The sequence below is a fragment of the Bradyrhizobium sp. DOA9 genome (assembly GCF_000617845.2).
Lineage (GTDB): Bacteria > Pseudomonadota > Alphaproteobacteria > Rhizobiales > Xanthobacteraceae > Bradyrhizobium.
In genome coordinates, this window is sequence record NZ_DF820425.1 from 2,645,937 (window position 1) to 2,670,137 (window position 24,201).

At 62.4% G+C, this 24,201-nt stretch carries 22 protein-coding genes and 1 tRNA gene; 16 read left to right on the forward strand and 7 right to left on the reverse strand.

Annotated features, from left to right (window positions below):
* Positions 1-107 precede the first annotated feature (107 nt).
* The 4 genes from mnmA (at position 108) to BDOA9_RS12335 (ending at position 3,027) form a co-directional block, all read left to right on the forward strand.
* Entirely contained in the window at positions 108-1,289 is a 1,182-nt protein-coding gene (gene mnmA / locus BDOA9_RS12320) for a tRNA 2-thiouridine(34) synthase MnmA (RefSeq protein ID WP_025034239.1), read from the forward strand.
* A 193-nt stretch (positions 1,290-1,482) separates the two neighbouring features.
* Positions 1,483-2,121 carry a class I SAM-dependent methyltransferase gene (locus tag BDOA9_RS12325; protein ID WP_025034240.1) on the forward strand — a complete coding sequence of 213 codons (639 nt, stop codon included), beginning with the start codon at positions 1,483-1,485 and terminating at the stop codon, positions 2,119-2,121.
* Between the two features lie 210 nt (positions 2,122-2,331).
* Positions 2,332-2,685: a hypothetical protein gene (locus BDOA9_RS12330; RefSeq protein ID WP_025034241.1), complete on the forward strand. Its 354-nt coding sequence runs from the start codon at positions 2,332-2,334 to the stop codon at positions 2,683-2,685.
* Positions 2,686-2,950: 265 nt separating this feature from the next.
* Positions 2,951-3,027, forward strand: a tRNA-Met gene (locus BDOA9_RS12335).
* Between the two features lie 222 nt (positions 3,028-3,249).
* Here the strand turns inward: BDOA9_RS12335 and BDOA9_RS12340 are convergent.
* Positions 3,250-4,146, reverse strand: coding sequence for a LysR substrate-binding domain-containing protein (locus tag BDOA9_RS12340; RefSeq protein WP_025034242.1), 897 nt, complete (start codon positions 4,144-4,146; stop codon positions 3,250-3,252).
* 116 nt (positions 4,147-4,262) lie between these two features.
* On the opposite strand from BDOA9_RS12340, the gene BDOA9_RS12345 reads away from it, so the two are divergent.
* The 5 genes from BDOA9_RS12345 (at position 4,263) to BDOA9_RS12365 (ending at position 9,969) form a co-directional block, all read left to right on the forward strand.
* Complete coding sequence (locus BDOA9_RS12345) at positions 4,263-5,012, forward strand: SDR family NAD(P)-dependent oxidoreductase (RefSeq protein WP_025034243.1); 750 nt, start codon at positions 4,263-4,265, stop codon at positions 5,010-5,012.
* A 16-nt stretch (positions 5,013-5,028) separates the two neighbouring features.
* The gene (locus BDOA9_RS12350; protein ID WP_025034244.1) at positions 5,029-5,868 is read left to right on the forward strand and encodes a transketolase; all 840 of its coding nucleotides are present in this window, start codon (positions 5,029-5,031) and stop codon (positions 5,866-5,868) included.
* On the forward strand, positions 5,865-6,875 hold the full coding sequence (locus BDOA9_RS12355; protein WP_025034245.1) for a transketolase family protein: 1,011 nt from the start codon (positions 5,865-5,867) through the stop codon (positions 6,873-6,875). The genes BDOA9_RS12350 and BDOA9_RS12355 overlap by 4 nt, the downstream gene beginning before the upstream one ends.
* Positions 6,876-7,054: 179 nt before the next feature.
* Positions 7,055-8,080, forward strand: coding sequence for a TRAP transporter substrate-binding protein (locus BDOA9_RS12360; RefSeq protein WP_025034246.1), 1,026 nt, complete (start codon positions 7,055-7,057; stop codon positions 8,078-8,080).
* 35 nt (positions 8,081-8,115) lie between these two features.
* Complete coding sequence (locus tag BDOA9_RS12365) at positions 8,116-9,969, forward strand: TRAP transporter large permease (RefSeq protein ID WP_445291820.1); 1,854 nt, start codon at positions 8,116-8,118, stop codon at positions 9,967-9,969.
* Between the two features lie 45 nt (positions 9,970-10,014).
* Here the strand turns inward: BDOA9_RS12365 and BDOA9_RS12370 are convergent, their stop codons facing one another.
* The 6 genes from BDOA9_RS12370 to BDOA9_RS36730 all read right to left on the reverse strand — a co-directional run bounded on the left by BDOA9_RS12370 (position 10,015) and on the right by BDOA9_RS36730 (position 17,237).
* A complete protein-coding gene (locus BDOA9_RS12370) occupies positions 10,015-10,905 on the reverse strand; it encodes an SMP-30/gluconolactonase/LRE family protein (RefSeq protein ID WP_025034248.1) in 891 nt (296 codons plus the stop codon).
* A 31-nt stretch (positions 10,906-10,936) separates the two neighbouring features.
* Complete coding sequence (locus BDOA9_RS12375) at positions 10,937-12,037, reverse strand: ABC transporter ATP-binding protein (protein WP_025034249.1); 1,101 nt, start codon at positions 12,035-12,037, stop codon at positions 10,937-10,939.
* Between the two features lie 10 nt (positions 12,038-12,047).
* Positions 12,048-12,887 carry a carbohydrate ABC transporter permease gene (locus tag BDOA9_RS12380; protein WP_025034250.1) on the reverse strand — a complete coding sequence of 280 codons (840 nt, stop codon included), beginning with the start codon at positions 12,885-12,887 and terminating at the stop codon, positions 12,048-12,050.
* Positions 12,884-13,807, reverse strand: a complete 924-nt coding sequence (locus BDOA9_RS12385) for a carbohydrate ABC transporter permease (RefSeq protein WP_192859561.1) — start codon at positions 13,805-13,807, stop codon at positions 12,884-12,886. The genes BDOA9_RS12380 and BDOA9_RS12385 overlap by 4 nt, the downstream gene beginning before the upstream one ends.
* A gap of 61 nt (positions 13,808-13,868) precedes the next feature.
* Complete coding sequence (locus BDOA9_RS12390) at positions 13,869-15,305, reverse strand: ABC transporter substrate-binding protein (RefSeq protein WP_025034252.1); 1,437 nt, start codon at positions 15,303-15,305, stop codon at positions 13,869-13,871.
* 1,377 nt (positions 15,306-16,682) lie between these two features.
* Positions 16,683-17,237: an Lrp/AsnC family transcriptional regulator gene (locus BDOA9_RS36730; protein WP_025034253.1), complete on the reverse strand. Its 555-nt coding sequence runs from the start codon at positions 17,235-17,237 to the stop codon at positions 16,683-16,685.
* A 390-nt stretch (positions 17,238-17,627) separates the two neighbouring features.
* Between BDOA9_RS36730 and BDOA9_RS12400 the strand changes: the two genes are divergently transcribed.
* The 7 genes from BDOA9_RS12400 (at position 17,628) to BDOA9_RS12430 (ending at position 24,181) form a co-directional block, all read left to right on the forward strand.
* Positions 17,628-18,383, forward strand: a complete 756-nt coding sequence (locus tag BDOA9_RS12400) for an enoyl-CoA hydratase/isomerase family protein (RefSeq protein WP_042336001.1) — start codon at positions 17,628-17,630, stop codon at positions 18,381-18,383.
* A 7-nt stretch (positions 18,384-18,390) separates the two neighbouring features.
* Complete coding sequence (locus BDOA9_RS12405; RefSeq protein ID WP_025034254.1) at positions 18,391-19,164, forward strand: creatininase family protein; 774 nt, start codon at positions 18,391-18,393, stop codon at positions 19,162-19,164.
* 219 nt (positions 19,165-19,383) lie between these two features.
* Positions 19,384-20,538 (forward strand): LLM class flavin-dependent oxidoreductase, encoded by a 1,155-nt coding sequence (locus BDOA9_RS12410; RefSeq protein WP_025034255.1) that lies wholly within the window; start codon positions 19,384-19,386, stop codon positions 20,536-20,538.
* 10 nt (positions 20,539-20,548) lie between these two features.
* A complete protein-coding gene (locus BDOA9_RS12415; RefSeq protein ID WP_025034256.1) occupies positions 20,549-21,334 on the forward strand; it encodes an enoyl-CoA hydratase/isomerase family protein in 786 nt (261 codons plus the stop codon).
* A 38-nt stretch (positions 21,335-21,372) separates the two neighbouring features.
* Positions 21,373-23,229: an AMP-dependent synthetase/ligase gene (locus tag BDOA9_RS12420; protein ID WP_244521471.1), complete on the forward strand. Its 1,857-nt coding sequence runs from the start codon at positions 21,373-21,375 to the stop codon at positions 23,227-23,229.
* The gene (locus BDOA9_RS12425; protein WP_025034258.1) at positions 23,226-23,576 is read left to right on the forward strand and encodes a VOC family protein; all 351 of its coding nucleotides are present in this window, start codon (positions 23,226-23,228) and stop codon (positions 23,574-23,576) included. Before BDOA9_RS12420 ends, BDOA9_RS12425 begins: the two co-directional genes overlap by 4 nt.
* 56 nt (positions 23,577-23,632) lie before the next feature.
* Complete coding sequence (locus BDOA9_RS12430) at positions 23,633-24,181, forward strand: flavin reductase family protein (protein WP_025034259.1); 549 nt, start codon at positions 23,633-23,635, stop codon at positions 24,179-24,181.
* Positions 24,182-24,201: the final 20 nt, after the last annotated feature.

Sequence of the window (24,201 nt, forward strand, 5' to 3'; positions counted from 1 at the left end):
TGGGCAGTCGTGCTCTTCGGGAACCAAGGTTCCGGGGGATCGCCGCCGTCCCCCGAGAAAGCAAATCGCCGATCGCGCTTCGCCGCCGTCACAACGCTTCAGGGCCGATGCTCAACAGTCTGGATCTCGAAGGCCGTCCCGAGGACACCAGGGTCGTCGTTGCCATGTCGGGCGGCGTCGATTCCTCGACGACGGCTGCGCTCTTGAAGGCTGAGGGCTACGACGTCGTCGGCATCACGCTGCAGCTCTACGATCATGGCGCGGCCACCCACCGCAAGGGCGCCTGCTGCGCCGGCCAGGACATCCACGACGCCCGCGACGTCGCCGCCAAGCTCGGCATTCCCCATTACGTGCTCGACTACGAGGACCGCTTCCGCGAATCCGTCATCGACAATTTCGCCGATTCCTATGCCCTCGGCGAGACGCCGGTGCCCTGCATCGAGTGCAACCGCAGCGTCAAGTTCCGCGACCTCCTGAAGACCGCCCGCGAGCTGGGCGCCCAGGCGCTCGCCACCGGTCATTACGTCGCCTCGCGCCGCCGCGCCGACGGCTCGCGCGCGCTGGTCTGCGCCGCCGACGCCGACCGCGACCAGAGCTATTTCCTGTTCGCGACGACGCAGGAGCAGCTCGACTTCCTGCGCTTTCCGCTCGGCGACATGACCAAGCCCGAGACGCGCGAGCTCGCGCGCCGCTTCGACCTCGCGGTCGCCGACAAGCACGACAGCCAGGACATCTGCTTCGTGCCGACGGGGCGCTACACCGACATCATCACGCGCCTGCGCCCCAACGCGATGGACCCCGGCGACATCGTCGATCTCTCCGGGCGCGTGCTCGGCCGCCACAACGGCATCGCCAATTTCACCGTCGGCCAGCGCCGCGGCCTCGGCATCGCAGCCCATGCGCCGCTGTTCGTGGTGCGGCTCGACGCTGCGACCCGCCGCGTCGTGGTCGGCCCGCGCGATGCGTTGAAGATGCACCGCATCGCACTGCGCGACGTCAACTGGATCGGCGATGGCGACATCGACCGCGCCATCGGAAGTGGCCTCGAAATGTTCGTGCGCGTGCGCTCGACTCGCAGTCCGCAAGCCGCCTGGCTGCGCGGCAGCAACGGCCGTTACGAGGTCGAGCTGGTCGCCGGCGAGGAGGGTGTGTCGCCGGGACAGGCCTGCGTGTTCTACGACGCGCCTTCAGGGCAGGCCCGCGTGCTCGGCGGCGGCTTCATCCAGAGCGCCGCCGCGAAGGTCGGCGCGGGCACATCGCGCCCGCTCGCGGAAGCCGTGCGCGGCTGATCATGAAGACATCTTGCGCAGCTGGTCGGGTTGGCTTCACCTCTCCCGCAGGGAGAGGTCGGATCGCATCGATAGATGCGATCCGGGTGAGGGGTTACGATCCCACCGTATCCTGCGCGGCCCCTCACCCGGATTGCTGCGCAATCCGACCTCTCCCCGTCGGGGAGAGGTGAAGTAAGTAAGGGCAGGGGGCATGGCAGCAGACATCTCGCGGGCCGGGGTCGAGAAGGCCTATGGCCGCTGGGCGCCGGTCTATGATCTCGTGTTCGGCAAGGTGTTCGACGCCGGCCGGCAGTCGACCATCGCCGAGGCCGACCGCATCGGCGGGCGCGTGCTCGACGTCGGCGTCGGCACCGGCCTTTCGCTCTCCGATTACGCGCGCACCACCAAGGTCTGCGGCGTCGACATTTCCGAGCCGATGCTGCGCAAGGCGCAGGCGCGTGTCCGCGCGCTTCGCCTCTCCAATGTCGAAGTGCTCTCGGTGATGGACGCGAAGAACCTCGCCTTCCCCGACGATTTCTTCGACGCCGTGGTGGCGCAATACGTCATCACCGCCGTGCCCGATCCCGAAGGCACGCTCGACGAGTTCGTGCGCGTGCTCAAGCCGGGCGGCGAGCTGATCCTGGTCAACCACATCGGCGCGGAGAGCGGCCCGCGCAAGCTGTTCGAGCTCGCCTTCGCGCCGATCGCCCGGCGCCTCGGCTGGCGCCCGGAATTCCCGTGGGCGCGCCTGGAGGGCTGGGCCAAAAGGCACGGCGGCGTCGCGCTCACCGAGCGCAGGCCCATGCCGCCGATGGGCCATTTCTCGCTGATCCGCTACCACAAGGCCTGATCGCGCGGCCGGGCTCGCGCTGGCCTTGCGAGAGGACGCATCTCTCTCCCCGTCATTGCGAGCGCAGCGAAGCAATCCAGAATCTTTCCGCGGAGGGACTCTGGATTGCTTCGCTGCGCTCGCAATGACGGCCGAGAAATAGGGGATCGAAGCCCGATCACATCGCATTTCCCCCGGGAACACCCCGCGCTTCCCGCGCGTTTCCTCGCCATGCGCACGACAAACCTCATCCTTGCCGGCCTCCTGATCGCCGCCTCTGCACCGGCGATCGCGCAGGCCCCTCCCGCCCCGGCGACGCCGCCGCAAGCGACCGCGCCGCCGTCCCCGCAACGCGCCGCCGGCTGTGCCCCATCCGACCGGCTGGCCACCACCCCCGACGGCACCACCACCGGCCAGTCCCGGGAACCGCTCGGCGACAAGCTCGCCAAGACGGACGGCGTGCTCTGCCCACCCTCGGGCGTCGACCCCGACATGCACGCCCCCGCGCCCGACACCGGCGGCAATACCCCCGTGATTCCGCCCCCCGGCAGCCCCGGCGGCGACCCGAACGTGCGGCCGAAATAGGTGCCGCCTTCCTTCGCCTCTCCCCACCGGGGAGAGGCCGGAATCCGCGCAACGCGCGGATTTCGGGTGAGGGGGACTCTCCGCGAGTCTGGTCCCAAGAAGAGGCAAATCCGCGCCGACTTGTCCCGCCGACCTGTCCGCCGAAGCTTTAGCAAAGGCGGAAGCTCGGCGAAGGCGGAAGCTTTTGGCGTTGACTTACCCCCGCCCCCTTCCTTATATGCCGCGCGTTCGCGAGATCGGCCTTGTTCGCCGCCGCGATCCCTGTGGCGGGGTAGCTCAGCTGGTTAGAGCACGGGAATCATAATCCTGGGGTCGGGGGTTCGAGTCCCTCCCCCGCTACCAATCTTACGATTTTGCACGCCAAACTACGATTTCCTGCGATCTCGCCCGATCGATGGTAGCGCATCGGATACTGGGCGCGAACGGGACAGCCGCGAGGATGATGCAAGCCTGTTTGCCCTTGAGGCTGACCTCGATGCGCGGTGAAGACGCGACCGTCGGAGCTCAGACCCAAAACAGCCGCTTGCTTGCTTGGTTGCGGTGATGCTCGGCCAGACTTGGATCTTAGTGCGAGGAACCTGCGGTCCCGCCCCCGAGTTGCGCTACGAGCCAATCTGCAAAGGCTCGTACCGCGGATCTCTGTCGGCTGGCGCGCGGGTAGATCAGGCGATGGCCGACGTAGCGGATATCGTTGGCGTGTCCTGCCAGGGGCGCAACCAATCGCCCGCTTGCCAGTTCGCGTTCGGCCAGAAGCGTTGATTCCAACGCTACTCCCAAACCCTCCGCGGCTGTCGCGATCGCGAGAAAGCTGCGATCGAATCTCATGCCATGGAGTGCAGGGGCCTCCAATCCGTTCGCCGTGAACCATTGGTGCCACTGAATCTGTTTCACATCCGAGCGGATCAGCGTCTGATCGAGAAGATCGGCAGGCTTCCTGATCGATTTTGCCAGGGCAGGCGAGCAGAGCGGGGTGACCGTCTCCTCCGCGAGAGGGACAACTTCAACACCCTCCGCGCGCGGCGGACCGTAAACGATATCGATATCAAAATCATCGTTGCTGAAGCGAGCGTAGTCCGTGCTCGCAGCCAGGCGGACTTCGAGCTTCGGGTAAGCGGCGAGAAACTGTGCAAGCCGGGGTGCAAGCCACTGCGCAGCAAAACTGGGTGCCGAATGGACGCGCACCAATTGTGGTCCGCGCGCGGCGACTTCTTCGAGGCCACGGCGAAGCTGATCGAAGGCCGCTCCCGTGTGGCGCATCAGATTTTCGCCGGCCGGCGTGAGCCGCACCGATCGCGCGCTGCGTTCGAACAGAACGGTGCGAAGCGTGTCCTCCAGCTTGCGGATGGCATGACTGACGGCACTCGGCGTCAGGTGAAGTTCATTCGCCGCATCGCGGAATGATCCCGTGCGAGCGGCGGCTTCAAAGGCGCGAATTGCCGATATCGGAACATTCGATAGCATTCTATAAGTGAACCAGATTCATCGATCCGTGACAACTGTGCGTTTGTCTGTTGCGCGTCCACGGGGCATTCCTAGCCTTGCCCTTGCCAATGAAAAACAATTTGCGGGAGGAACTGATGCTGCTCCGCGGTAAGACGGCCATCATTTCGGGCGCGGCATCGCCGCGCGGCATCGGGCTTGCCACGGCACGCCGGTTCGCTGCCGAGGGAGCTCGGGTCGCCATTCTGGACATCGATGCTGACGCTGCGGCGGATGCTGCAGCACCGCTTGGAGAGTCCCACATCGGCCTTCGGTGCGACGTCGCCGACAAATCGTCCTGCGAGCAGGCCGTCACCCGGGTGATCGAATCCTTCGGCACCATCGATATTCTGATCAACAATGCTGGCATCACCCAACCGGTGAAGCTCATGGAAATTACGGCGGCCGACTGGGATCGCATTCAGGATGTCAATCTGAAAGGCGTTCTGTTCCTCTCCCAGGCCGTGATCCCGCACATGCGCGCGCGCAGGTCAGGATCGATCGCCTGTATGTCCTCGGTTTCGGCCCAGCGCGGCGGCGGAATCTTTGGCGGCCCGCATTATTCGGCGGCCAAGGCTGGCGTGCTCGGTCTCGCAAAGGCGATGGCCCGTGAGTTTGGCCCGGACGGCATCCGCGTCAATTGCGTGACGCCGGGCCTGATCGGCACCGATATCACCGCGGGCAAGCTGACGGACGAGATGAGGGTGAAGATCCTGGAAGGTATTCCGCTCAATCGCCTCGGCACGGCAGACGACGTCGCCGGCATTTACACTTTCCTGGCCTCGGATCTCTCCGCCTACGTGACTGGTGCCGTGATCGACGTCAACGGCGGCATGCTGATCCACTGAGCCAAGGTCCAGATCGATGGAAACGCTGACGAACACGCCCAAGCTGGCGGACCGCGCCTACAACATTCGTCGCAATGCGCTGCGCATGGGCGAGGTTCAGGGCCAAGGCTATATTGCACAGGCGCTGGACATCTCGGACGTCCTCGCCGTGGCCTATTTTCACGCGATGCGCTACCGGCCGGAAGATCCCTCCTGGGAAGACCGCGACCGCTTCCTGCTCTCGAACGGGCACTATGCCATCGCGCTCTACGCAGCTTTGATCGAGGCGGGGATCGTCCCGGAGGCCGAACTCGAAACGTATGGCAGCGACGAGAGTCGCCTGCCGATGTCGGGCATGGCCTCCTACACGCCCGGAATGGAAATGTCGGGTGGCTCGCTCGGGCTTGGGCTCAGCATAGCCGTCGGCATGGGCCTCGGACTCAAGCGAAAGAAATCCGACGCGCGGGTGTACACCTTGTTCTCCGACGGCGAGCTCGATGAAGGCTCGGTCTGGGAAGCCATCCAGTCGGCAGGCCATTACAAGCTCGACAATCTGATCGGCATTGTCGACGTCAACAATCAGCAGGCGGATGGTCCTTCGACACAGGTCATGGCGTTCGAGCCGCTGGTCGAGAAGCTTCAGGCCTTCGGCTGGTTCGTGCAGAGGATCGACGGCAATGATCTCAATGCCGTTGTTGCCGCGTTCGATGTCGCCAAGTCTCATCCCGCGCCCAAGCCGCGGATGATCGTCGCCGACACGCTGATGGGCAAGGGCGTTCCCTTCCTGGAGCAGCGCGAGAAGAACCATTTCATCCGCGTCGAGCAGCACGAATGGCAGCTGGCGCTGGCCGCGCTAGAGGCCGGGAGGCAGGCATGAAGACTGTCAGATCAGCACCCCAGCCGGGCAAGCCGCGCCTGACCACCTCGGCCATGATCGCCTCGATTGCGGCGGAGGGACAGAAGACGAGGCCGGCGCCGTTTGGACACGCGCTCGTCGAGCTCGCGCGCAGCCGTCCCGATGTGGTCGGCATGACAGCCGATCTCGGCAAATACACCGACCTGCACATCTTCGCGAAGGAATTTCCGGACCGCTACTATCAGATGGGCATGGCCGAGCAGCTTCTGTTCGGCGCCGCTTCCGGTCTTGCCGCTGAAGGCTTCATGCCATTCGCAACGACATACGCGGTGTTCGCTTCGCGCCGTGCTTACGACTTCATCCATCAGACCATCGCGGAGGAAGACCGCAACGTGAAGATCGTCTGCGCATTGCCCGGACTGACCTCGGGCTATGGCCCGAGCCATCAAGCGGCGGAGGATCTCGCGCTGTTTCGCGCCATGCCGAACATGACGGTCATCGACCCCTGCGATGCCCATGAAATCGAACAACTGGTGCCTGCGATCGCGGCGCATCAGGGGCCGGTCTATATGCGCCTGCTGCGAGGCCAAGTGCCGGTCGTGCTCGACGAATACGACTACAAGTTCGAGCTCGGCAAAGCCAAGCTGATCCGTGACGGGAAGGATGTTCTGATCATCTCATCGGGCATCATGACCATGCGGGCGCTCGAGGCGTTGCAAGCTCTGAAGAACGACCGCGTCGATGCTGCGGTGCTCCACGTTCCGACTATCAAGCCGCTCGACGCCGACACGATCCGGCGTGAAGCCGGCAGGTCAGGCCGCCTGGTCGTCGTTGCCGAAAACCACACGACGATTGGCGGTCTCGGCGAGGCGGTCGCCGCACTCCTGATGCGTTCAGGCGTCCATCCGCCGTTCCGCCAGATTGCATTGCCGGACGAATTTCTTGACGCCGGCGCACTACCGACACTGCACGACCGTTACGGCATTTCCACCGCCGAGGTTGCAAGGCAGATCAAGCAGTGGCTTTAGCGCACCGGCACTAAGCGCCAGTCAGGCCAAATCCGAGTGAAGAGTTCCGCCCGCTGCGTGCTGCGGCGGGCGAGCGATGGCTGTTGCCCGAATGCGGGTGGTCGAAGAGCCCGGACAGCTGAAAACCAGCGCAGGCTCATGCAGCCTGCCCAACGTCAATACAGGATCAGGAGGAAAACATGTCTGTCTCGAAGCCCGGACGCATCAGCCGCCGTTCGCTGTTGGCAGCGGCGAGCGCCGTACCTCTCTGCGGGATTCTGACCCGTCCGGCGTCTGCCGCCGAGTTCGTCTACAAGTTCGCAACCGGACAGGACCCGACCCATCCGGTGAACATCCGCGCGCAAGAGGCGATCGACCGCATCCGCGAAGCGACCAGCGGACGGCTGGAGATCAGGCTGTTCCCGGCCAATCAGCTCGGCTCCGACACCGAGCTGCTGACCCAGGTTCGCAGCGGCGGCGTCGAGTTCTTTAACCAATCCTCCTCGATCCTTGCCACCCTGGTGCCAAGCGCCGGCATCGTGAACACCGGCTTCGCATTCACCAATTACGACAGCGTGTGGAAGGCGATGGACGGCGACCTCGGCACCTACATCCGTGCGCAGATCGCCAAGACACCGATCATGGCGGTGTCAAAAGCCTGGGACAACGGCTTTCGCCAGGTGACCTCGTCCGGCCGCGAGGTGCGAACGCCGGATGATCTGAAGAATTTCCAGATCCGCGTTCCGCCCGCGCCGCTGCTGACCTCGCTCTTCAAGGCGCTCGGCGCCGGGCCGACGCCGATCAACTTCAACGAGGTCTATTCCGCGCTGCAGACCAAGGTCGTCGACGGCCAGGAGAATCCGTTGCCCATCATTGCGACCGCGCGACTCTTTGAGGTGCAGAGCACGTGCAGCCTGACGGGGCACGTCTGGGACGGCTACTGGATCCTCGGCAACAAACGCGCCTTCGAGCGCCTGCCGAAGGACGTGCAGGAGATCGTGACGCGCGAGCTCGACCGCTCGGCCGTCGATCAGCGCGCCGACATCGCAAAGCTCAGCCAGTCACTGCGCGCCGATCTTTCTGCCAAGGGCCTCAACTTCATCGACGTCGATCGCGCCGCCTTCCGCCAGGCCCTGGCGAAGACCAGCTTCTACGCCGACTGGAAAGCCAAGTTTGGCGAGGAGGCATGGTCGCAGCTCGAAAAAGCCGCGGGCCAGTTATCATGACCAGCGTGAGCCATACGCCCCACGTCGATGCCGGTATGGCGGCCGGTGCGTCTCAAGCGGGTTCGCGCCGCTGGGTGGTCGCGGCGAACAGTATGCTCGGTCATATCGTCGCTGTACCTGCAGCACTGCTCGTGCTCGCGGAAATCGCGGTGCTGTCCGCGGGGATTGTGAGCAGATATTTGTTCCGCTCGCCGATCGTCTGGTCTGACGAGCTTGCCGGCATTCTCTTCCTCTGGCTCGCCATGCTCGGATCGGTGATCGCGTTTCAACGCGGCGAGCATATGCGGATGACCGCCATCGTCGGCGTCCTCAGTGCGGAAGTTCGCGCATTCCTGGATGTCGTGGCGGCCGCAGCATCGCTGGCCTTTCTCGTGCTAGTGGTCTGGCCGGCCTACGAATTCGCGGCCGACGAAGCCTTCGTGACGACGCCGGCGCTTGAGATCGTCAACAGTTGGCGTGCGGCAGCATTGCCGGTTGGGATCGGACTGATGCTGATCGCAGCGGTCCTCCGACTCATCCGCATCGCGAGCCTGCGCAGCTTGCTAGCTTCGGTCGCAATGGTCACAGGCATCATCGGGGCGTTCGTTCTGCTCGCTCCCGTTTTGAGGCCGCTAGGCAATCTGAATCTCTTGATCTTCTTCGTGTTCGTGGTCGGCGCGATGGTCTTCGCAGCCGTACCAATCGCGTTCGCATTCGGCCTCGCCACGGTCGGCTATCTCGCCCTGACGACCAGTACGCCTGACGTGGTGGTGATCGGACGGATGGACGAGGGCATGAGCCACCTGATCCTGCTCGCCGTGCCGCTCTTTGTCTTTCTCGGCCTCCTGATCGAGATGACGGGCATGGCGCGGGCGATGGTCGGCTTCCTGGCGAGCCTTCTGGGCCACGTGCGTGGTGGACTGCACTACGTGCTGGTGGGAGCGATGTATCTGGTCTCGGGCATTTCTGGGTCCAAAGCGGCCGACATGGCTGCGGTGGCTCCGGTCCTGTTTCCCGAGATGCGGCAGCGTGGGGCCAAACCGGGAGACCTCGTTGCGCTTCTGGCGGCAACCGGCGCGCAGACCGAAACGATCCCGCCCTCGCTGGTCCTGATCACGATCGGCTCGGTGACCGGCGTGTCGATCTCGGCGCTCTTCACTGGCGGGTTGCTCCCGGGCGTGGTGCTTGCGGTCATGCTCGCGGCCGTGGTCTGGTGGCGATACCGCCGCGAAGACCTGTCTCACGTCAAACGGGCTACCGGCCGGCAAATCGGGCGGGCCTTTGTGATCGCGATACCTGCTATCGCACTGCCGTTCGTGATCCGCACGGCGGTCGTCGAGGGCGTTGCGACGGCAACGGAAGTCTCGACGATCGGCATCCTGTACTCGGTCTGCGCGGGTCTGTTCATCTACCGCCAGTTCGACTGGCGTCGCATCTATCCGATGCTGGTCGAGACAGCCTCCCTATCAGGGGCGATTCTGCTTATCATCGGCGCGGCTACGGGCATGGCCTGGGCGCTGACCCAGTCGGGATTTTCTGCCTCTCTCGCCAAGTTCATGACCGGCCTGCCGGGCGGGGTACCGGTCTTCCTAGCGGTGACGATCGTGACTTTCGTGATCCTCGGCAGCGTCCTGGAAGGGATTCCCGCGATCGTCCTGTTCGGTCCGCTGCTGTTCCCGATCGCGCGGCAGGTCGGGGTGCACGATGTCCACTACGCGATGGTAGTCGTCCTTGCCATGGGCATCGGGCTGTTCGCGCCGCCGTTCGGCGTCGGCTACTACGCGGCCTGCGCCATCAGCCGCATCAATCCGGACGAGGGCATGAAGCCGATCGTGGGCTATATGATCGCACTCCTGATCGGCACGCTGATCGTTGCGGCTGTGCCTTGGCTGTCAATCGGTTTCCTTTGACGACATGACCGGACGCCTCGCGGGCAAAGCGCGCGAGGCGCCTTGTCAGGCGAATTTCGGCAAATGCAACGGCAGGCCGTCACAGGGCATATCGATCTCCTCGACCTGGCCCTTGCCGACCTCCGTCACCCGTAGCTTTCTGCCCTCGGGCGTAAAGGCGCAATTCGTCGGCTGGGCTCCATCCAGGACCAGACGATCGTCGACCCCACCCCGCCGGTCGAGCACCGTAACGTTCTTCTGGTTGTAGACCGTGCAATAGAGCCGGCCGTCCGTTCCGAAGGCCATCCCGTCCGGCCCTTTGAAGTCCGGATTGGAATCCGGCTGCAGGACGTTTCCGAAGACGACGCGTTTCGGCGCTGCCTCGCCAAGCACGTTATATCGATAGACCTCGCCGGTGAAGGACGCGTTGGCGTAGAGGTGGTTGTCGGGGCCGAAGACAATGCCGTTGGTGAAGCGGATCTTGCGATCGAGCACGCGGAGCACCTTCATGGCTGCCGGATCGATCTCATACACACGGCCGTCCCAGTCGAGGTCCATATAACCGTCGACGAAGGCCTGGCCGTTGATGAAATCCTCGGCGGCCATTCCGGAGTCGGTCATGTACAGTAGTCCGTTCGGGCCGAAGCAGAGGTCGTTCGGAAATAGAAAGCGCTCCGCGCCTTCGCCCTGCATGCGCCGGATCTCGTTGCCGCTCTCGTCGATGCAGATCAAGGCCCGCAGGCCAGCCTCCGCGATCCAGATGCGGCCGTGGCCATCGGTCGTCAGTCCATTCGGACGGCCACCCGTCGTTCGGATCACGCGGCGATTGCCGCGAGGATCGAGCCGCGTGACGCAAAGGGTCGACGCCGACATCTCCGTGACATACATCGAGCCGTCGGGCAGGCACACCGGACCCTCCGGCGCGCCAATTCCGGTTGCAAACAGTCTCGACGCCATTCATCCCTCCCGTTTTCGAATGTTGCTCTCGTTATGCGATGACCAGGCCGCTGGCCGGATCGATCAGCACCACGCGATTGAGGTCGATGGCGAGATCGATCCGCTCGCCATGGCTGCTGACGTCGTGCGCCTGCAGCTCGGCGACGGCATCGATGCCGCCGATCTTGATGGTGGTGAAGGTGCGTGTCCCCGTCGGCTGAATGAGATCGGCGGTGGCCGAATAGGAGACCGTGCCTTCGCGCAATGGCCCGCCGGCCCGACTGAAGTGCTGGGGCCGAATGCCGACGAGAATCTCTCGCCTATCCATACTGGCCAGCGGCCTCGCCTTCGCGCTCGGAAGCGTCAGTTCACCGCCGGACTGAAACACCACTGCGGCGTCGCGGCCGTTTGTCTTGAGGGTCGCGGGGATGAGGTTGATCGAGGGAGAGCCGAGAAAGCCGGCAACGAACCCCGTGCGCGGCTGCTCGAACAGCTCGAGCGGAGCGCCTTGCTGCTCGATCTGTCCCTCGCGCAGCAGCACGATGCGGTCGGCCAGCGTCATCGCCTCGACCTGGTCATGGGTAACGTAGATCATTGTCGTCGTGATCTCGTGATGTAGGCGCTTGATCTCGGTGCGCATTTCGTCACGCAACTGAGCGTCGAGATTCGAGAGCGGCTCGTCGAACAGGAACAGGTCGGCCTTGCGAACGATGGCGCGGCCGATGGCGACGCGCTGACGCTGTCCTCCGGAGAGCTGCCGCGGATAGCGCTGGAGGAGATTGCTGATGCCGAGCATCTCGGCGGCTTCACCGACCCGCTTCCTAATCTCGATCTCGGGAGTCTTGCGCGCGCGCAGACCGAAGGCGATGTTCTCGCTGACGGTCAGATAAGGGTAGAGCGCATAGTTCTGAAACACCATCGCAATATTGCGCTCGCGCGGGCGCAGATCGTTGACCACCGCGCCGCCGATGGTGATCGTTCCACCATCCGGATCCTCGAGACCGGCGATGGTTCGCAACAGAGTACTCTTGCCACAGCCGGACGGCCCCACCAGCACAGCGAATTCACCATCGGCGATGGTGAGATCAACTCCCCTGACTGCATGCACGTTGCCGTAATATTTGTGTACTCCGGACAGCTTAACGTCAGCCACTCCGCTCTCCCTAACCCTTGACTGCGCCCAGCGAGATGCCGCGCACGAGATAGCGCTGCATCACCGAGACCGCGACGAAGATCGGCAACGTCCCCAGGACCGACATCGCCGCGATCTTCGCCCAGAAATTCGATTGGCCGCCGAAATAGTGCGTCAGCATGACCGGAAAGGTGATGACCTCGGTGCGCGTGAGCACGAGTGCGAACAGAAAGTCGTTCCAGGCGAACACGAAGGTGAAGACCGACGTCGCCATGAGGCCGGGGCGAACCATCGGAAAGACGACCTTCCAGATCACCTCCCATCGATTGAGGCCGTCGACGAGAGCGCTTTCCTCGAGCTCCAGCGGCACGTCGACGATGTAGCCGCGCATCATCCAGATCACGTAGGGAAGATTGAAGGCCGTGTAGAGCAGGATCAGCCCGAAGTAGCTGTCGACGAGGCCGAAATACACGTAGATCAGGAAGATCGGGAAGACGACCGCAATCGGTGGGATCATGCGCTGGGAGATGATCCACATCGCGAGGTTCTCGCCGCCGGTGCCGAACCTGGCAAGGCTGTAGGCGCAGAGCGTCCCGAGAACGATTGCAATTCCAGAACTGACGCCGGCGACTATGAGACTGTTCAGGATTGCAAAGACATCGCCGTCTTTGAACAGGACGTAGTAGTTCGAGAATTGGATCTGTCCGGGGATCCACAGAGGCGGCACGTGGTAGATCTCGTCCGGCGTCTTGAACGAAATCATGAACAGCCAGTAGACTGGAAACAGGAACAGCAGGGTCACGACGCAGGCGCCGAGATAGCGGACGGCGAGAATACGGGTTTTTCTGGCCGGAAGCCTGCCGATCCTCATCGCGCAAGCTCCATGCGCTTGAGGACCAGGGTCGTGATCAGCGTCAGCAACGCAATCACCAGGAAGGAAATCGCGGCCGTGTAGCTGATCTCGAATTGCGAGAAGCCCTGCACATAGGTGTAGAGCGAAATGGTCTCGGTCATCGAGCCCGGCCCGCCTTCGGTGAGGGCCCAGATGATATCGAAGATGCGAACCAGATCGAGGCCGCGGATCAGGCAGGCGACGGCGATCACGGGCGCGATCGCCGGTAGAACGATTGCGCGAAGCACGCGCAGGTACGATGCCCCATCGATCTCCGCGGCCTCAAGCTGCGACTGGTCAACATTCGACAGCGCGGCGAGCAGCAGCAGGAACATGAACGGCGACCACTGCCAGACCTCGCAGATGATGATCGCCGGATAGACGAATGCGGGATTGACCGTCCAAAGGATCCGCACCGGCTCGCCGGCGAAGAAACTCAGAATCTGGCCAATCGGTCCGAAGCGGACGTCGAACATCAGACGCCAGGTCGCGCCCGCGACGATCGGAGAGATCACCGTCGGAAGCACCAGCAGCGCGACGAAGATCTGTCGGCCCGGCATGCGATCGATGAAGAGCTGCGCCATCAGGAAGCCGACCAGCAGCTCCAGGGGGAGGGCGATCGCGGTGATGATGGCGGTGTGGCCGAGCGAAGCCCAGAGGCGGGCATCCCTGAACAGCTCCGCATAGTTCAAGAAGCCAACGAAGGAGGTGTCGTTCTCGGTCATCGTGATGCGCTGGAAGCTCACGATCAGCGAGTAGATCAGAGGGAACAGGCCGACCAGGAGAAGAATCAGAATGGCCGGCGCAGCGATGAGATAGGGCAGGCGGTCCTCGAGCATGCGCCCGAAGCGGCTGGGGCGGCGCTGCTCGGCGCCATTGAGGCTCACAGAAACTGTCATCATCAGTCCGGAAAACGGTACCGCACGGGAGGGCCATGCCTCCCGTGCGGTATCCAGTCGGTTATTGCGGGTAGGCGCCGGGCTTTGCGGCCCAGACCTTGTAGACGGCTTTCTGGTTCTCGACGCCGACCTTCTCCGTGATCGCGTCGAATTGTTGCGCCATGCGATCGAGAATGGCCTTGGGATCTTCACCGGCCCAGAGGCTCGAGATCGCCTTGGTCATTGCCTCGTCGTACTTGTCCTGTTGCAGCAGCGACAGGTCGAGCAGCCCCTTCTCGCCGGACGTCTTGATGGTGTCGAGATAGGCGGCAGCGTCAGGCCAGAGCGCACGATACTTCTCGCTCGCGTAGTGCGAGAGCCGGAACGGATCGCGCAGCGTATAGGGCAGCTGGACGCGCTCGAGGCTGGTCTTCTTGCTGTTCAGCCACTGGATGAAGAGATACGCGGCCTCCTTGTTCTTGCTGGTGGCCGAGACCGACAGGTCGAAGCCGACGCCGAGCTCGGGACGGCCGAGAGGCGTGAGCGCGTAGCCGACCTTGCCGGCGACCTGCGACTTCGGCACCCACTTCAAAGCTTGCTCGCCCGAGCCATAGCCCGCGGCCCAGCGGCCGTAGGGCGGCCAGGAGATCGTCATCGCGGTCGTGCCCTGAAGGAACGCGGCGAGGTTGTCGACGAAATTCCACTGCTCCACGCCCGGCGGCATGAACTTGTTCTCCGCCACCATCTGCTTGAACACCTTGAGACCGACCTCGCCATTCACCGCGGCCTTCATGGTGTCGGCATTGAAGAACTTGCCGCCCTCCATGCGGAAGCGCTCCTGGAACATGTATTGCGGATAGGGCGCGGTACGGAAGAATCCAGCGCCGTAGACCTTCGGCGCCATCTTGTCGGTGATGAACTGGCCGATCTCGTCGAACTGCTTCCAGTCCTTTGGCGGGGCAAGCTCATAGCCGAACTTGGCCTTGAACTCGTCCTTCATCTTCGGATCCTCGAAGATGTCCTTCCGGTAATAGAGCAACATCACGTCGCCGTCGTCTGGGAAGCCGTAGATCTTCCCGTCATACTGCATCTGGTTGTCGCGATAGGCGGCCGCGATATCCTGCAGCTCGTCGCGGTAGCCAAACTTGTCGACATACTTGTCGAGAGGCTCGAGCGCGCCTGCACGCGCAAGATCGGGCATCCAGGACGGAATGACGTTCAGTGCGTCATAAGCTCCGGCGCCCGATTTGAAATCCTGCATGATCTTGGTGAACATCTGGTCGGTCGGCACTTCGACCACCTTCACCTTGATGCCGGTGAGCTTCTCCCATTGCGGACCCGAATAGTTCAGTGGGTCGAGCGACTGGAGACCGGCCTCCCAAACGATGCTGATCGTTGTACCCGCGTACTTCTTCGCGGCTTCCACAGCTGTGTCGGCGGCATCCTTGTCGGCAGCCAGCGCCGAACCAGCAGCCAGCGTTAGCACTGCAGCCGCGCCGAGAAATGTCTTGAACTTCATCCCTTCCTCCTCCTCTCCTGAGCGTCCGGAGTCCAGCAGAGCCGGCTTCGGAGCGCTTCTCACGTGATCTCTGCCCGGTTAGCCAGCCGCCGGCGTGAACGGACGCTGTCGGCGGCGATCCTGGCCGAGAGAAACAAATTCATCTATGTCGAGGATTTGCAGCGCAGGCGCATCGCGGGTCCGGGCTTGTCGCCCGCAACCTGAATGGACGCCAGCTGGCGTTGTAGAAGCACGTATCCTCCCCAAAACGCTCGAGAGCGTTGACTTTGGGGCTAGTCTGCGTCGAGGCGGAACTGGTCGACAAATGAGAACTTTGCAAGCATTGGTGAACCGCAGTCACCTATTCGTCATGCCGACAATGTCGTAGCAGATTTGCGACCAAGTCCCTGGATACCGGTTCCTCCCTGACTGCGAGGGCCTCTCAGGCCCTCGCTTCTTTTCCGGTAACTTGATCCGCTAAAAGACCCCTTCGGCGCTCGCGACGAGTTCCTCCTCGCCGCAACAGCGCAAAACCTCCGCAAGTTCGCAAAGCGGATCCCGCTGCCCAGACCGCCCATCGTCAAGCTATTTGGTGACCGTGTGCGGTGCAGCGTCCTGGTCGCAGGCGATAGCGAGACCGAAATAGCGCGCCTTCGATCTTTCGCGAAAAAGCTCGCTTCGACGCCACCGGCGCCAAGAGCTCCTTGCCAAGAGCTCCTTGCCAAGAGCTCCTTCAAGATTGCTTCGTACGAGCGTAGGACTTCGCTTACCCTCAGGCTCAAGAACTGCCTCATGCGAAGGACTGGATGAGATAGCGTAGGTTTGGTTGGTGTGGGGAAAGGCGATAGCGCTCCAGGGACTCGCCATTGATTTCTGACGATCGGATTTTGGCTTAGTTGGAAAAATTCTCTCGAAAAATCAAGGGCCGTAGCATGTCTCTTAATCAGCGGGTCCCAGGTTCGAGCCCTGGTGCGCCCACCATAAAAGGCCTTCTCGATCAATCGCTTCGGCGAGCCGCTTTCGAGAACAAACGGATCTCGTGTGAAATTTTTGTAATCGGACGTTACACGGTCGGACCGGGCGTCGACCTTTCCTTTGTTTCTGTACTTTCACCCATTCGATACAGCGCGGAAATCCGCTCGTACAGGCCGATCACGTGCTCGTCCCAGATTAGGATACAAGAGCGAGCAAAACGGGCAATCTGTTATGCCCGTCGCTGCAGGCTGTTGATTTGCTCCAGTGTCGACCTGGCTATCAAAAGTCTGTCGTTTCGCCCCGCCCGCAGCATGGCGGGGAGGTCGTAGAGGCGGGCAGCCGCGGTGAGCAAATGAAGCCGCCCTCCGAGGGCACCATAAGCCCACAATATGCGTGGCGATCGCTTGCCACTGTTGTCGCTTGTCAGGCGAGGGCTTGCAGGTGGCGATGTAGGGATGGGCGATGTCGTTCCGAGTCGGCCGACGCCGACCTTATCTGGATCGGTCTGGATACATCGAGCGGCAGTGCTCGCCGGCTGGAGACGTTGCGCACCGCGAGACCAGAGCGGATGCTCGCGACGCCGGCGATCCGGGATATGCGTGCAATCAGATTTTCAAGGTCGGAGACGTCGGACACAATTGCACGCAACAGATAGTCCTGATCTCCGACCATGAGATAGCAGTCCATGATTTCGGCGATGCGGCCGACTTCAGTAGCAAAGCCGTCGCGGACACTCTGCACGTGTTTCTCCAACGTGACCTGGATGAATGCCATGACGCGCAGGCCGACAATCTGCGGATCGACCACGGCGACGCGCCGATTGATCACGCCGAGCCGCTCCAGATTCTTGACTCGTGCAAGACAAGGGGACGGGGAGAGATTGACGCGCGAGGCCAGCTCGACATTGGTGAGACTGGCGTCATTCTGAAGTTCTTGCAGGATCCGCAGATCGATTTTATCCAGCGTGTCAAAGCTCATCGAGACCTCCTTGCTTTCCCCAAAATACCCGCCGGGCGAGTTTTTCTGGGTAAGAGCCGCAGCTTCGGGTATTCGAGGAGGCTAGGGCGGCTCTGGGGGTCTGTATTTCGCTAAATTGTCATCTTATATCGAAAAACAGACAACCTTGAAATTTATGTCATAAGCCGCCCTTCGATTTGACCAATATCGATCCAATCGGCTGATCAGGTATGGATCAAATTGCTCAATCGGCGTGCTGCGTTCTCGCCGGGCTGCGTCGAAGGACCAGGAACGCGGTGCAGCAGAAAAGTCGGCAAGGAGCGCTCCGCGCAATCGTTTCTGCCGTCGATCCGGTCAAGCCTCTCACAATACGGGAGCTCATTCAACGCGGATCCCGTTAGCTTATCGGGCATGATGGATGCAGACATTCTCAAGATCAGGCGTGAGCCGAACCTCGTCGTCCTCACGATGAACCGGCCTCCCGCAAACGCCCTCAATTATACGCTGATTGCGCGATTGCTCGAAGAGATCAGGCGCCTGGAATCCGAGCCGGAACCGCCCGGCATCGTTCTGACCGGCGAGGGAGATCGTTTCTTCAGTGCTGGCGGCGATATTCGCGAAGTCACCGGGCTGCAAGTCGCCGCCCCGCGGATTCGCTTTTTCCATGCAGTATTGTGCGCGTTCGAGCGCTATCCGGGTCCCGTGGTCTGTGCTGTGCGCGGTTACGCGGTTGGCGGCGCTCTCGAGTTTCTCCTGCATTCCGATCACGTGATTGCCGACCACAAGGCCCAGATTGGCTTCCCCGAGATCAATCACGGTCTTCTGCCGGTGGCCAAAGGCATGCGCCAGGCCGCGCTGCGGCTGGGAAAGCGGGCGGCGCAGGTCTTGCTCTATTCGGGAGTCCTCGTCGATGCGGGGAAAGCGATGCAGATCGGTGCCTTCGACGAAGTGGTTAACACCGACGCCGTACTGGATCGCGCGATCGATGTCTGTCGAGACTTCCGAAGCAAGGACCCAAAACTCTTTGCGGCCATCAAGCGATCGTTGAATTTGACGGGCCAGCTAAGCGATGATCAGCTTGAACAGATGACGGTCGACGACCTCGGCCGTTATCTCGACAACGACGATTCCGCGGATGCCCGCGCGCGGTTTCTCGCCAGGAAATGAAAGCAAGATGACGGTCGATGCATCCGCGGACGCCCTGAAGCTCGAGCTCATGACGTTCGAGGAGGTGGCGGCTGCGTTGAAGGACGGCTTCGACACCGTGCTCGTGCCGTGCGGCGCGATCGAGCAGCATGGACCCCATCTGCCCCTGTGCATGGATGCCGATCATGCCGAGCATCTGGCAGTGTTGATCGCTCAAGAACTTGGCAAGACGCTCATTGCGCCGACCATCAAGGTTGGCTGCTCGTCGCATCACCTAGCGCTGTCAGGGACAATCTCCCTGCGCAACGAGACGTTCGAGGCGATCTGCCAGGATTATTGTACCAGCCTCGCCCTGCACGGCTTCAGGCGCATTCTGCTGTTCTCGGGCCATATCGGCAATTTTCCTGTTCTGGCGGACATGCTGCCGCGCTTGCTCCGGGCAACCGACGGCCAGGCCCGCATCGCCGCCTATACGGACTCCCAAGCCTGGATCGGATGCTGGAGGCATGCCGTCCAGGCTGCCGGAGGCGATCCAGAGAATGTCGGTGGTCACGCGGATATCGCCGAAACGTCTCTGATGCTCAAGCTTCGGCCTGAGAGTGTCCGCATCGATCGCTTCGTGCGCGGCCATCTCGGCGCGTTGACACCCGATCAACTGGATCTGATGTGGAAGAACGGCATCGTGTCCGTGTCCAGAAATGGCATCGTCGGCGATCCGCATGGATCGACGGCTGCAATCGGAGAACAATGTTTGCATGATGTCGGCGGCCTTCTGGCGAATTTCTTCCGTACCATAGACTGAGACTTCCGCGTCGCTCTTGCCGACATCGCATCAAGACCCCGCAACTACGTTGCGGGGTTTTTCCGTTCCGAATCCGCAATGACCGCGCATCACGCCCCGCTTCCCTCGTGCAGCAGAAAATAGGGAAATCCATATCTCTCGGCATCACCTTCGGGAGAAAATACCGTTCGACCTATGACAGTCTCTTTGCATCAGAGGCGACGCAAAGGGAAACGATGCATGTCACTCAAGTTTGGATTGTGGTCGGAGCAGGAAACGCAGGTCGGACACAGCTATGCTCGCAGACTGCACGAACTTGTCGACGAGGCCAGGCTCGCCGAGAAGATGGGCTTCGACTTCGTCGCGCTGTCGGAGCAGCATGTTGCACTCGGTGGCATATCGAGTTCGGCTCCCGAAGTCGTCTTCGGTTATCTTGCGGCTGTCACCCAGCGGATTCGACTCCGCACTGCGGTGACCCTGATGCCTCAGCGCATCAACCATGCCCTGCGTTCGGCTGAGCGGCTCGCCGTCAGCGATATTCTGTCTCACGGGCGGATGGAAATGTATTGCGGCCGCGCGAACACGACGATCGCCATGCGCGCTTTCAACGTCGACCCCAAGGAAACCTTGCCGCAGATGGAAGAAGGCATGGCCCTGCTGCGTAAGGCGATGCGCGAGGACATCTTCACGTTCGATGGTCAGTACTATCAGGTGCCGCCACGCATGCTGGTGCCGAAGCCAGTGCAAAAGCCATATCCCGTTATCGGCATTGCGGCGACGAGCGAACGCAGCCACGCCTGGGCGGGCGCGGAAGGCCTGGCTCTCATGAGCGCCACGATTTATCAGGGTTTCGAGAATCAGCAGAAGCTGATCGATGCCTATCAGAAGGCCTGGAAGCGCGACGAGACCGGTCCTCTCGATCGCCCGCGCGTCGGCGTGCCGCTATTCTTCGGCATCGGGAAGACCGATCAGGCCGCCAAGGACGACTACGCCGAAGCGCTGATGCACTACGCGCGCATCTCGACCGACGCCTATCCGCGTCTCGCCAAGCTCGCCGACGACTACTCCTATATGAGCGAGAGCGTGCCCGCAATGGAGCGTGCAGGCCGCGATTGGGACTATCTGCTCAATCATTCGGGCACCACGGTGTGCGGAAGCCCCGATACCGTCATCCGCCAGATCGAGAAATTCCAGGCGATGGGCATCCAGGAGGTGCTGCTGCATCTCGACTCCGTGACTCACGAGAAGATCATGGAAGGCATCGAAATGGTCGGCCGCTACGTCATTCCGCACTTCAACGATCGCAGCAACGTCGTTCGCCCGACCGACGAGATACTCGACAGGATCAGGGCGATGCGTCCGCATAACGATTCGTCGGCGGCCAAGTCGGCCTGAGGAGACGGCCATGATGTCCTATAACTACACGTATCTGCTCGTTGACAGGCGTCCCAGCGGCGTCGTCGTCGTGACGATGAACCGCCCCGAGCTCCTCAATGCCGTGAACTGGGAGATGCACCACGAGCTCGAGCGCGTCTTCGTCGATCTCGATTCCGACAAGGACGTCCGCGCCATCGTGCTGACCGGCGCGGGCCGCGGTTTCTGCTCGGGCGGCGACCAGAAGTCGCTCGACAAAGTCGCGATCCCGTCGCCGACGCGGGCCGGACGTCACCTGATCCGTAACATCCTGGAGGTCGAGGCGCCCGTCATCGCCGCCGTCAACGGTGCCGCGGTCGGGCTGGGAGCGACGCTCGCCCTGATGTGCGACGTGATCTTCGCCCAATCTAGCGCACGCTTCGCCGATACCCACGTCACGGCGGGCGTCGTCGCCGGTGACGGCGGCGCCGTCATCTGGCCGCTCCTGATCGGGCCGGCGCGCGCCAAGCACTATCTGATGACGGGCGAGTTCATCTCCGCCGAAAAAGCGGCGGCGATGGGGATGATCAATGAGGTGGTGACCGAACACGACGTCCGCGACCACGCGATCGAATATGCCGAAATGCTGGCGAGCGGTCCGCGCGAAGCGATTGCCTGGACCAAATACTCGGTCAACAAGATCATCAAGGAGTACACCCACCTTCTGCTCGACACGTCGATTGCGCTGGAAACGCTGACCTTTGCGAGCCCCGAGCGCCGCGAGGCCGTCGCTGCCTTCGCCGAGAAGCGCAAGCGTTTCGCGGAGAAGGGACGATGACAGAGCCAACGCGGACGTCTGGCGCCCAATATGCGGACGTGACGATCCCGAGCCTGCTGAGGGCCAGAAGCGCCGAGCGAGCCGGGGAGGTCGCCTTTTGTCAGAAGCGAAACGGCAAATGGCTTCGCACCAGCTGGCAGGACTACGCTTCGCTCGTCTGCCGTATCTCCGCCGCAATGAAGGCGGTAGGGCTCAATCGCGGCGACCGCGTCGCGATCATGGGGGACGTGTCGCAGGAGTGGCTCTTGGCCGACATGGCCACGATCTGCTCCGGCGCCGTGACGGTCGGCATATACTTCACCTCTTCGCCGGAGGAAGTGGACTACTACCTGCGGGATTCGGGGGCGCGAGTTGCCTTTGTCGGCTGCGAGCTGCAGCTGCGCGCCTTTCTCTCTGGCAGCCAGGCGACCGCACTCGAGAAGATCATCATTATGGATCCCGGCTGGAGCGGGGCTTCGCCGGCAAATAACGTCACGACGCTGGCGGACTTTGTCCGCGGGGTCACGGTCGATGCCGGCGCGGCACTGGCCGAAGAAGCCGCTACTGCGAAAGCCTCCGATATCGCAACGATCGGCTACACCTCGGGAACGACCGGTTATCCCAAGGGAGCCATTCTGAGCCATACGGCACTGCTTGCGGGGGCACATACGAACATCACGTTCTGTCCACCGCTCGCAACGGAGCCGCAGCGGGTCGCCGTGCACCTGCCGATGTCCCACACCGTCGCCCGCGCGCAAGCCACGACAATGCCGCTCATCACGCGCGTCGTACCCTATTTCGGCGAGACCACGGCCGAATTCGCCGCAACGATTCGCGAAGTGAAGCCGACCTTCTACATGGCGCCGCCGCGGTTCTATCAGCGCAATGCGGCGCTGATCCTTAGCAAGGTCCAGTCCGGATCGGCTCGGTTCCGCCAAGACTACAAGCACGCGATGCGGATTGCGAAGACGGTGCTCGCGCACCGCCAGGCGGGCCACGAAGCGAATCCCTTTCTCGACGGTCTGTTCGAGGTGTGCTGCGAGAAGATGTTTCGTCCTCTGCTCGCCGAAGTGGGCTTCGATCAGCTCACCTATCCTTACACCGCCTCGGCGCCGATGCCGTCGGAAGTCATGACCCTGTGGCAGCTCTGGGGACTGAACCTCAAGGAGTGCTACGGCCAGACCGAAATGGTAGGCGGGAATCTCGGCCAGATGGCGGATTGGTCCAAGGCCGGCACTGTCGGCATTCCGGTTCAGGACCCAGCCTGGGAAACCCGGGTTCTCGAAGACGGCGAAATGATCGTGCGCGGTCCGGGCCTCTTCAGTGGCTACTGGAACAAGCCTGCGGAAACGCAATCCGCGCTGAGGAATGGATGGCTCTATACGGGGGACGTGGTCCAGGTTCAGCCCGATGGGGCTTTCAAGCTCGTCGATCGCAAGAAGGAGATCATCAACACCTCGGGTGGCAAATCGGTCAGCCCGACCCAGATCGAGAACGAACTGCGTCAGAGCCCTTATATCTCTGAAGCCGCTGTGATCGGCGAGGGCAAGAAGTACCTCACGGCCCTGATCGAAGTCGATGCCACAGCCGGCCTGGATTGGGCGCGGTCGCGCGATGAGCAGGTGAAGGAGTACAAAGACCTCGCCAAATCCGAGATTGTGATCCGTCTGATCGAGGGCGAAGTCGCAAAAGCCAACATGCGGCTCGCGCGCGTCGAGCAGATCAAGTCGTTCCGCATCCTGCCGGAAGAACTCTCGCCCGACACCGGCGTCATGACGCCGACGCGCAAGAAACGCCGCAAGCCGTTGATGGAGCGGTACAAGTCCCTGATCGACACCCTCTATGACGATTCCGAAGAGCAGCTCATCAAGGATCAATTGTCGCCGGCGTCGAAGTCGCACGGGGTCAGTCCATGAAAATCAAGCACGCCTACCTGACCGCGTCGAACCCCGAGGCCTTGGCGCAATTCTATCGTGAGATCGGTATGCCGGTTCGTTTCGCCGATGGCGAGCGATGGATACAGTTCGCAACGGATGGCGCCGCATTCTGCATCGCGGGTCTGGGCGAATCGGCCGTGGAGCCGTCCTCGAATGCCGTTGTCGTCTTCGAAGTCGAGAAGCTTGAAGGCGCGCTGGCCAAAGCCGTCGACGCGGGCGGGACGAACATCTCGGGCATCCGCGACATGGGCAGCCACGGCCGTGCGGCCCAGATCCGCGATCCCCAGAACAACCTGATCCAGTTCTTCGAGCGGGCCAAAGCATGAGCGAGGTCGCTGTCGCCGCTCGCCTGGAACCGTGTGTCAAAGCCGGAAGAGACGCCATGACTGCTGAAGCCTATTTCGACCCGAACAATCTCGTCGACAGCGCATCGTTCAAGCGGGCGCTGAGAAGGGTGGCTGGCGCGGTGTCGATCGTGACGTCCGGATCTTATCCGTCGCGCCACGGTCTGACCGTCACCGCCGCCTGTTCGCTGTCCATCGAGCCTTCGACGGTCCTCGTCTGCATCAACAAATCGGCAGGGGCGCACGACACGATTGTCAAGACGCGCTCGTTCGGCTGGAACCTGTTGTCCTCCTGTGATGTGCCGCTCGCGCAGAAGTTCGCCGGGCTTGACGGCAGCAAAGGCGACATCCGCTTCGTTGATGAGGAATGGCGCTCGCTCAGAACTGGCGCGCCCATTCTGATCGGTGCGCTTTGCAGCTTCGACTGCCGCGTCATCGGGGTGCATCCGACCGGCACGCACACGGTCTTTGTCGGAGCGGTGCTGGCAGAACAGCATCGCGACGATCTCGAGCCTCTTGTCTACAGGCACGGGCAATTTGCGGTGCCCGCCAGTCTCGATCCCGGCGGCACGGAAAAGGCGACCTGAATTATGCAAGCATTGCTTCT

What these genes read in the sequence shown, in the direction of transcription:
- mnmA (WP_025034239.1), top strand. Translation starts at nt 108, where the DNA reads ATGCTCAACAGTCTGGATCTCGAAGGCCGTCCCGAGGACACCAGGGTC.
- BDOA9_RS12325 (WP_025034240.1), top strand. Translation starts at nt 1,483, where the DNA reads ATGGCAGCAGACATCTCGCGGGCCGGGGTCGAGAAGGCCTATGGCCGC.
- BDOA9_RS12330 (WP_025034241.1), top strand. Translation starts at nt 2,332, where the DNA reads ATGCGCACGACAAACCTCATCCTTGCCGGCCTCCTGATCGCCGCCTCT.
- BDOA9_RS12340 (WP_025034242.1), bottom strand. Translation starts at nt 4,146, where the DNA reads ATGCTATCGAATGTTCCGATATCGGCAATTCGCGCCTTTGAAGCCGCC.
- BDOA9_RS12345 (WP_025034243.1), top strand. Translation starts at nt 4,263, where the DNA reads ATGCTGCTCCGCGGTAAGACGGCCATCATTTCGGGCGCGGCATCGCCG.
- BDOA9_RS12350 (WP_025034244.1), top strand. Translation starts at nt 5,029, where the DNA reads ATGGAAACGCTGACGAACACGCCCAAGCTGGCGGACCGCGCCTACAAC.
- BDOA9_RS12355 (WP_025034245.1), top strand. Translation starts at nt 5,865, where the DNA reads ATGAAGACTGTCAGATCAGCACCCCAGCCGGGCAAGCCGCGCCTGACC.
- BDOA9_RS12360 (WP_025034246.1), top strand. Translation starts at nt 7,055, where the DNA reads ATGTCTGTCTCGAAGCCCGGACGCATCAGCCGCCGTTCGCTGTTGGCA.
- BDOA9_RS12365 (WP_445291820.1), top strand. Translation starts at nt 8,116, where the DNA reads ATGGCGGCCGGTGCGTCTCAAGCGGGTTCGCGCCGCTGGGTGGTCGCG.
- BDOA9_RS12370 (WP_025034248.1), bottom strand. Translation starts at nt 10,905, where the DNA reads ATGGCGTCGAGACTGTTTGCAACCGGAATTGGCGCGCCGGAGGGTCCG.
- BDOA9_RS12380 (WP_025034250.1), bottom strand. Translation starts at nt 12,887, where the DNA reads ATGAGGATCGGCAGGCTTCCGGCCAGAAAAACCCGTATTCTCGCCGTC.
- BDOA9_RS12385 (WP_192859561.1), bottom strand. Translation starts at nt 13,807, where the DNA reads ATGACAGTTTCTGTGAGCCTCAATGGCGCCGAGCAGCGCCGCCCCAGC.
- BDOA9_RS12390 (WP_025034252.1), bottom strand. Translation starts at nt 15,305, where the DNA reads ATGAAGTTCAAGACATTTCTCGGCGCGGCTGCAGTGCTAACGCTGGCT.
- BDOA9_RS36730 (WP_025034253.1), bottom strand. Translation starts at nt 17,237, where the DNA reads ATGAGCTTTGACACGCTGGATAAAATCGATCTGCGGATCCTGCAAGAA.
- BDOA9_RS12400 (WP_042336001.1), top strand. Translation starts at nt 17,628, where the DNA reads ATGATGGATGCAGACATTCTCAAGATCAGGCGTGAGCCGAACCTCGTC.
- BDOA9_RS12405 (WP_025034254.1), top strand. Translation starts at nt 18,391, where the DNA reads ATGACGGTCGATGCATCCGCGGACGCCCTGAAGCTCGAGCTCATGACG.
- BDOA9_RS12410 (WP_025034255.1), top strand. Translation starts at nt 19,384, where the DNA reads ATGTCACTCAAGTTTGGATTGTGGTCGGAGCAGGAAACGCAGGTCGGA.
- BDOA9_RS12415 (WP_025034256.1), top strand. Translation starts at nt 20,549, where the DNA reads ATGATGTCCTATAACTACACGTATCTGCTCGTTGACAGGCGTCCCAGC.
- BDOA9_RS12425 (WP_025034258.1), top strand. Translation starts at nt 23,226, where the DNA reads ATGAAAATCAAGCACGCCTACCTGACCGCGTCGAACCCCGAGGCCTTG.
- BDOA9_RS12430 (WP_025034259.1), top strand. Translation starts at nt 23,633, where the DNA reads ATGACTGCTGAAGCCTATTTCGACCCGAACAATCTCGTCGACAGCGCA.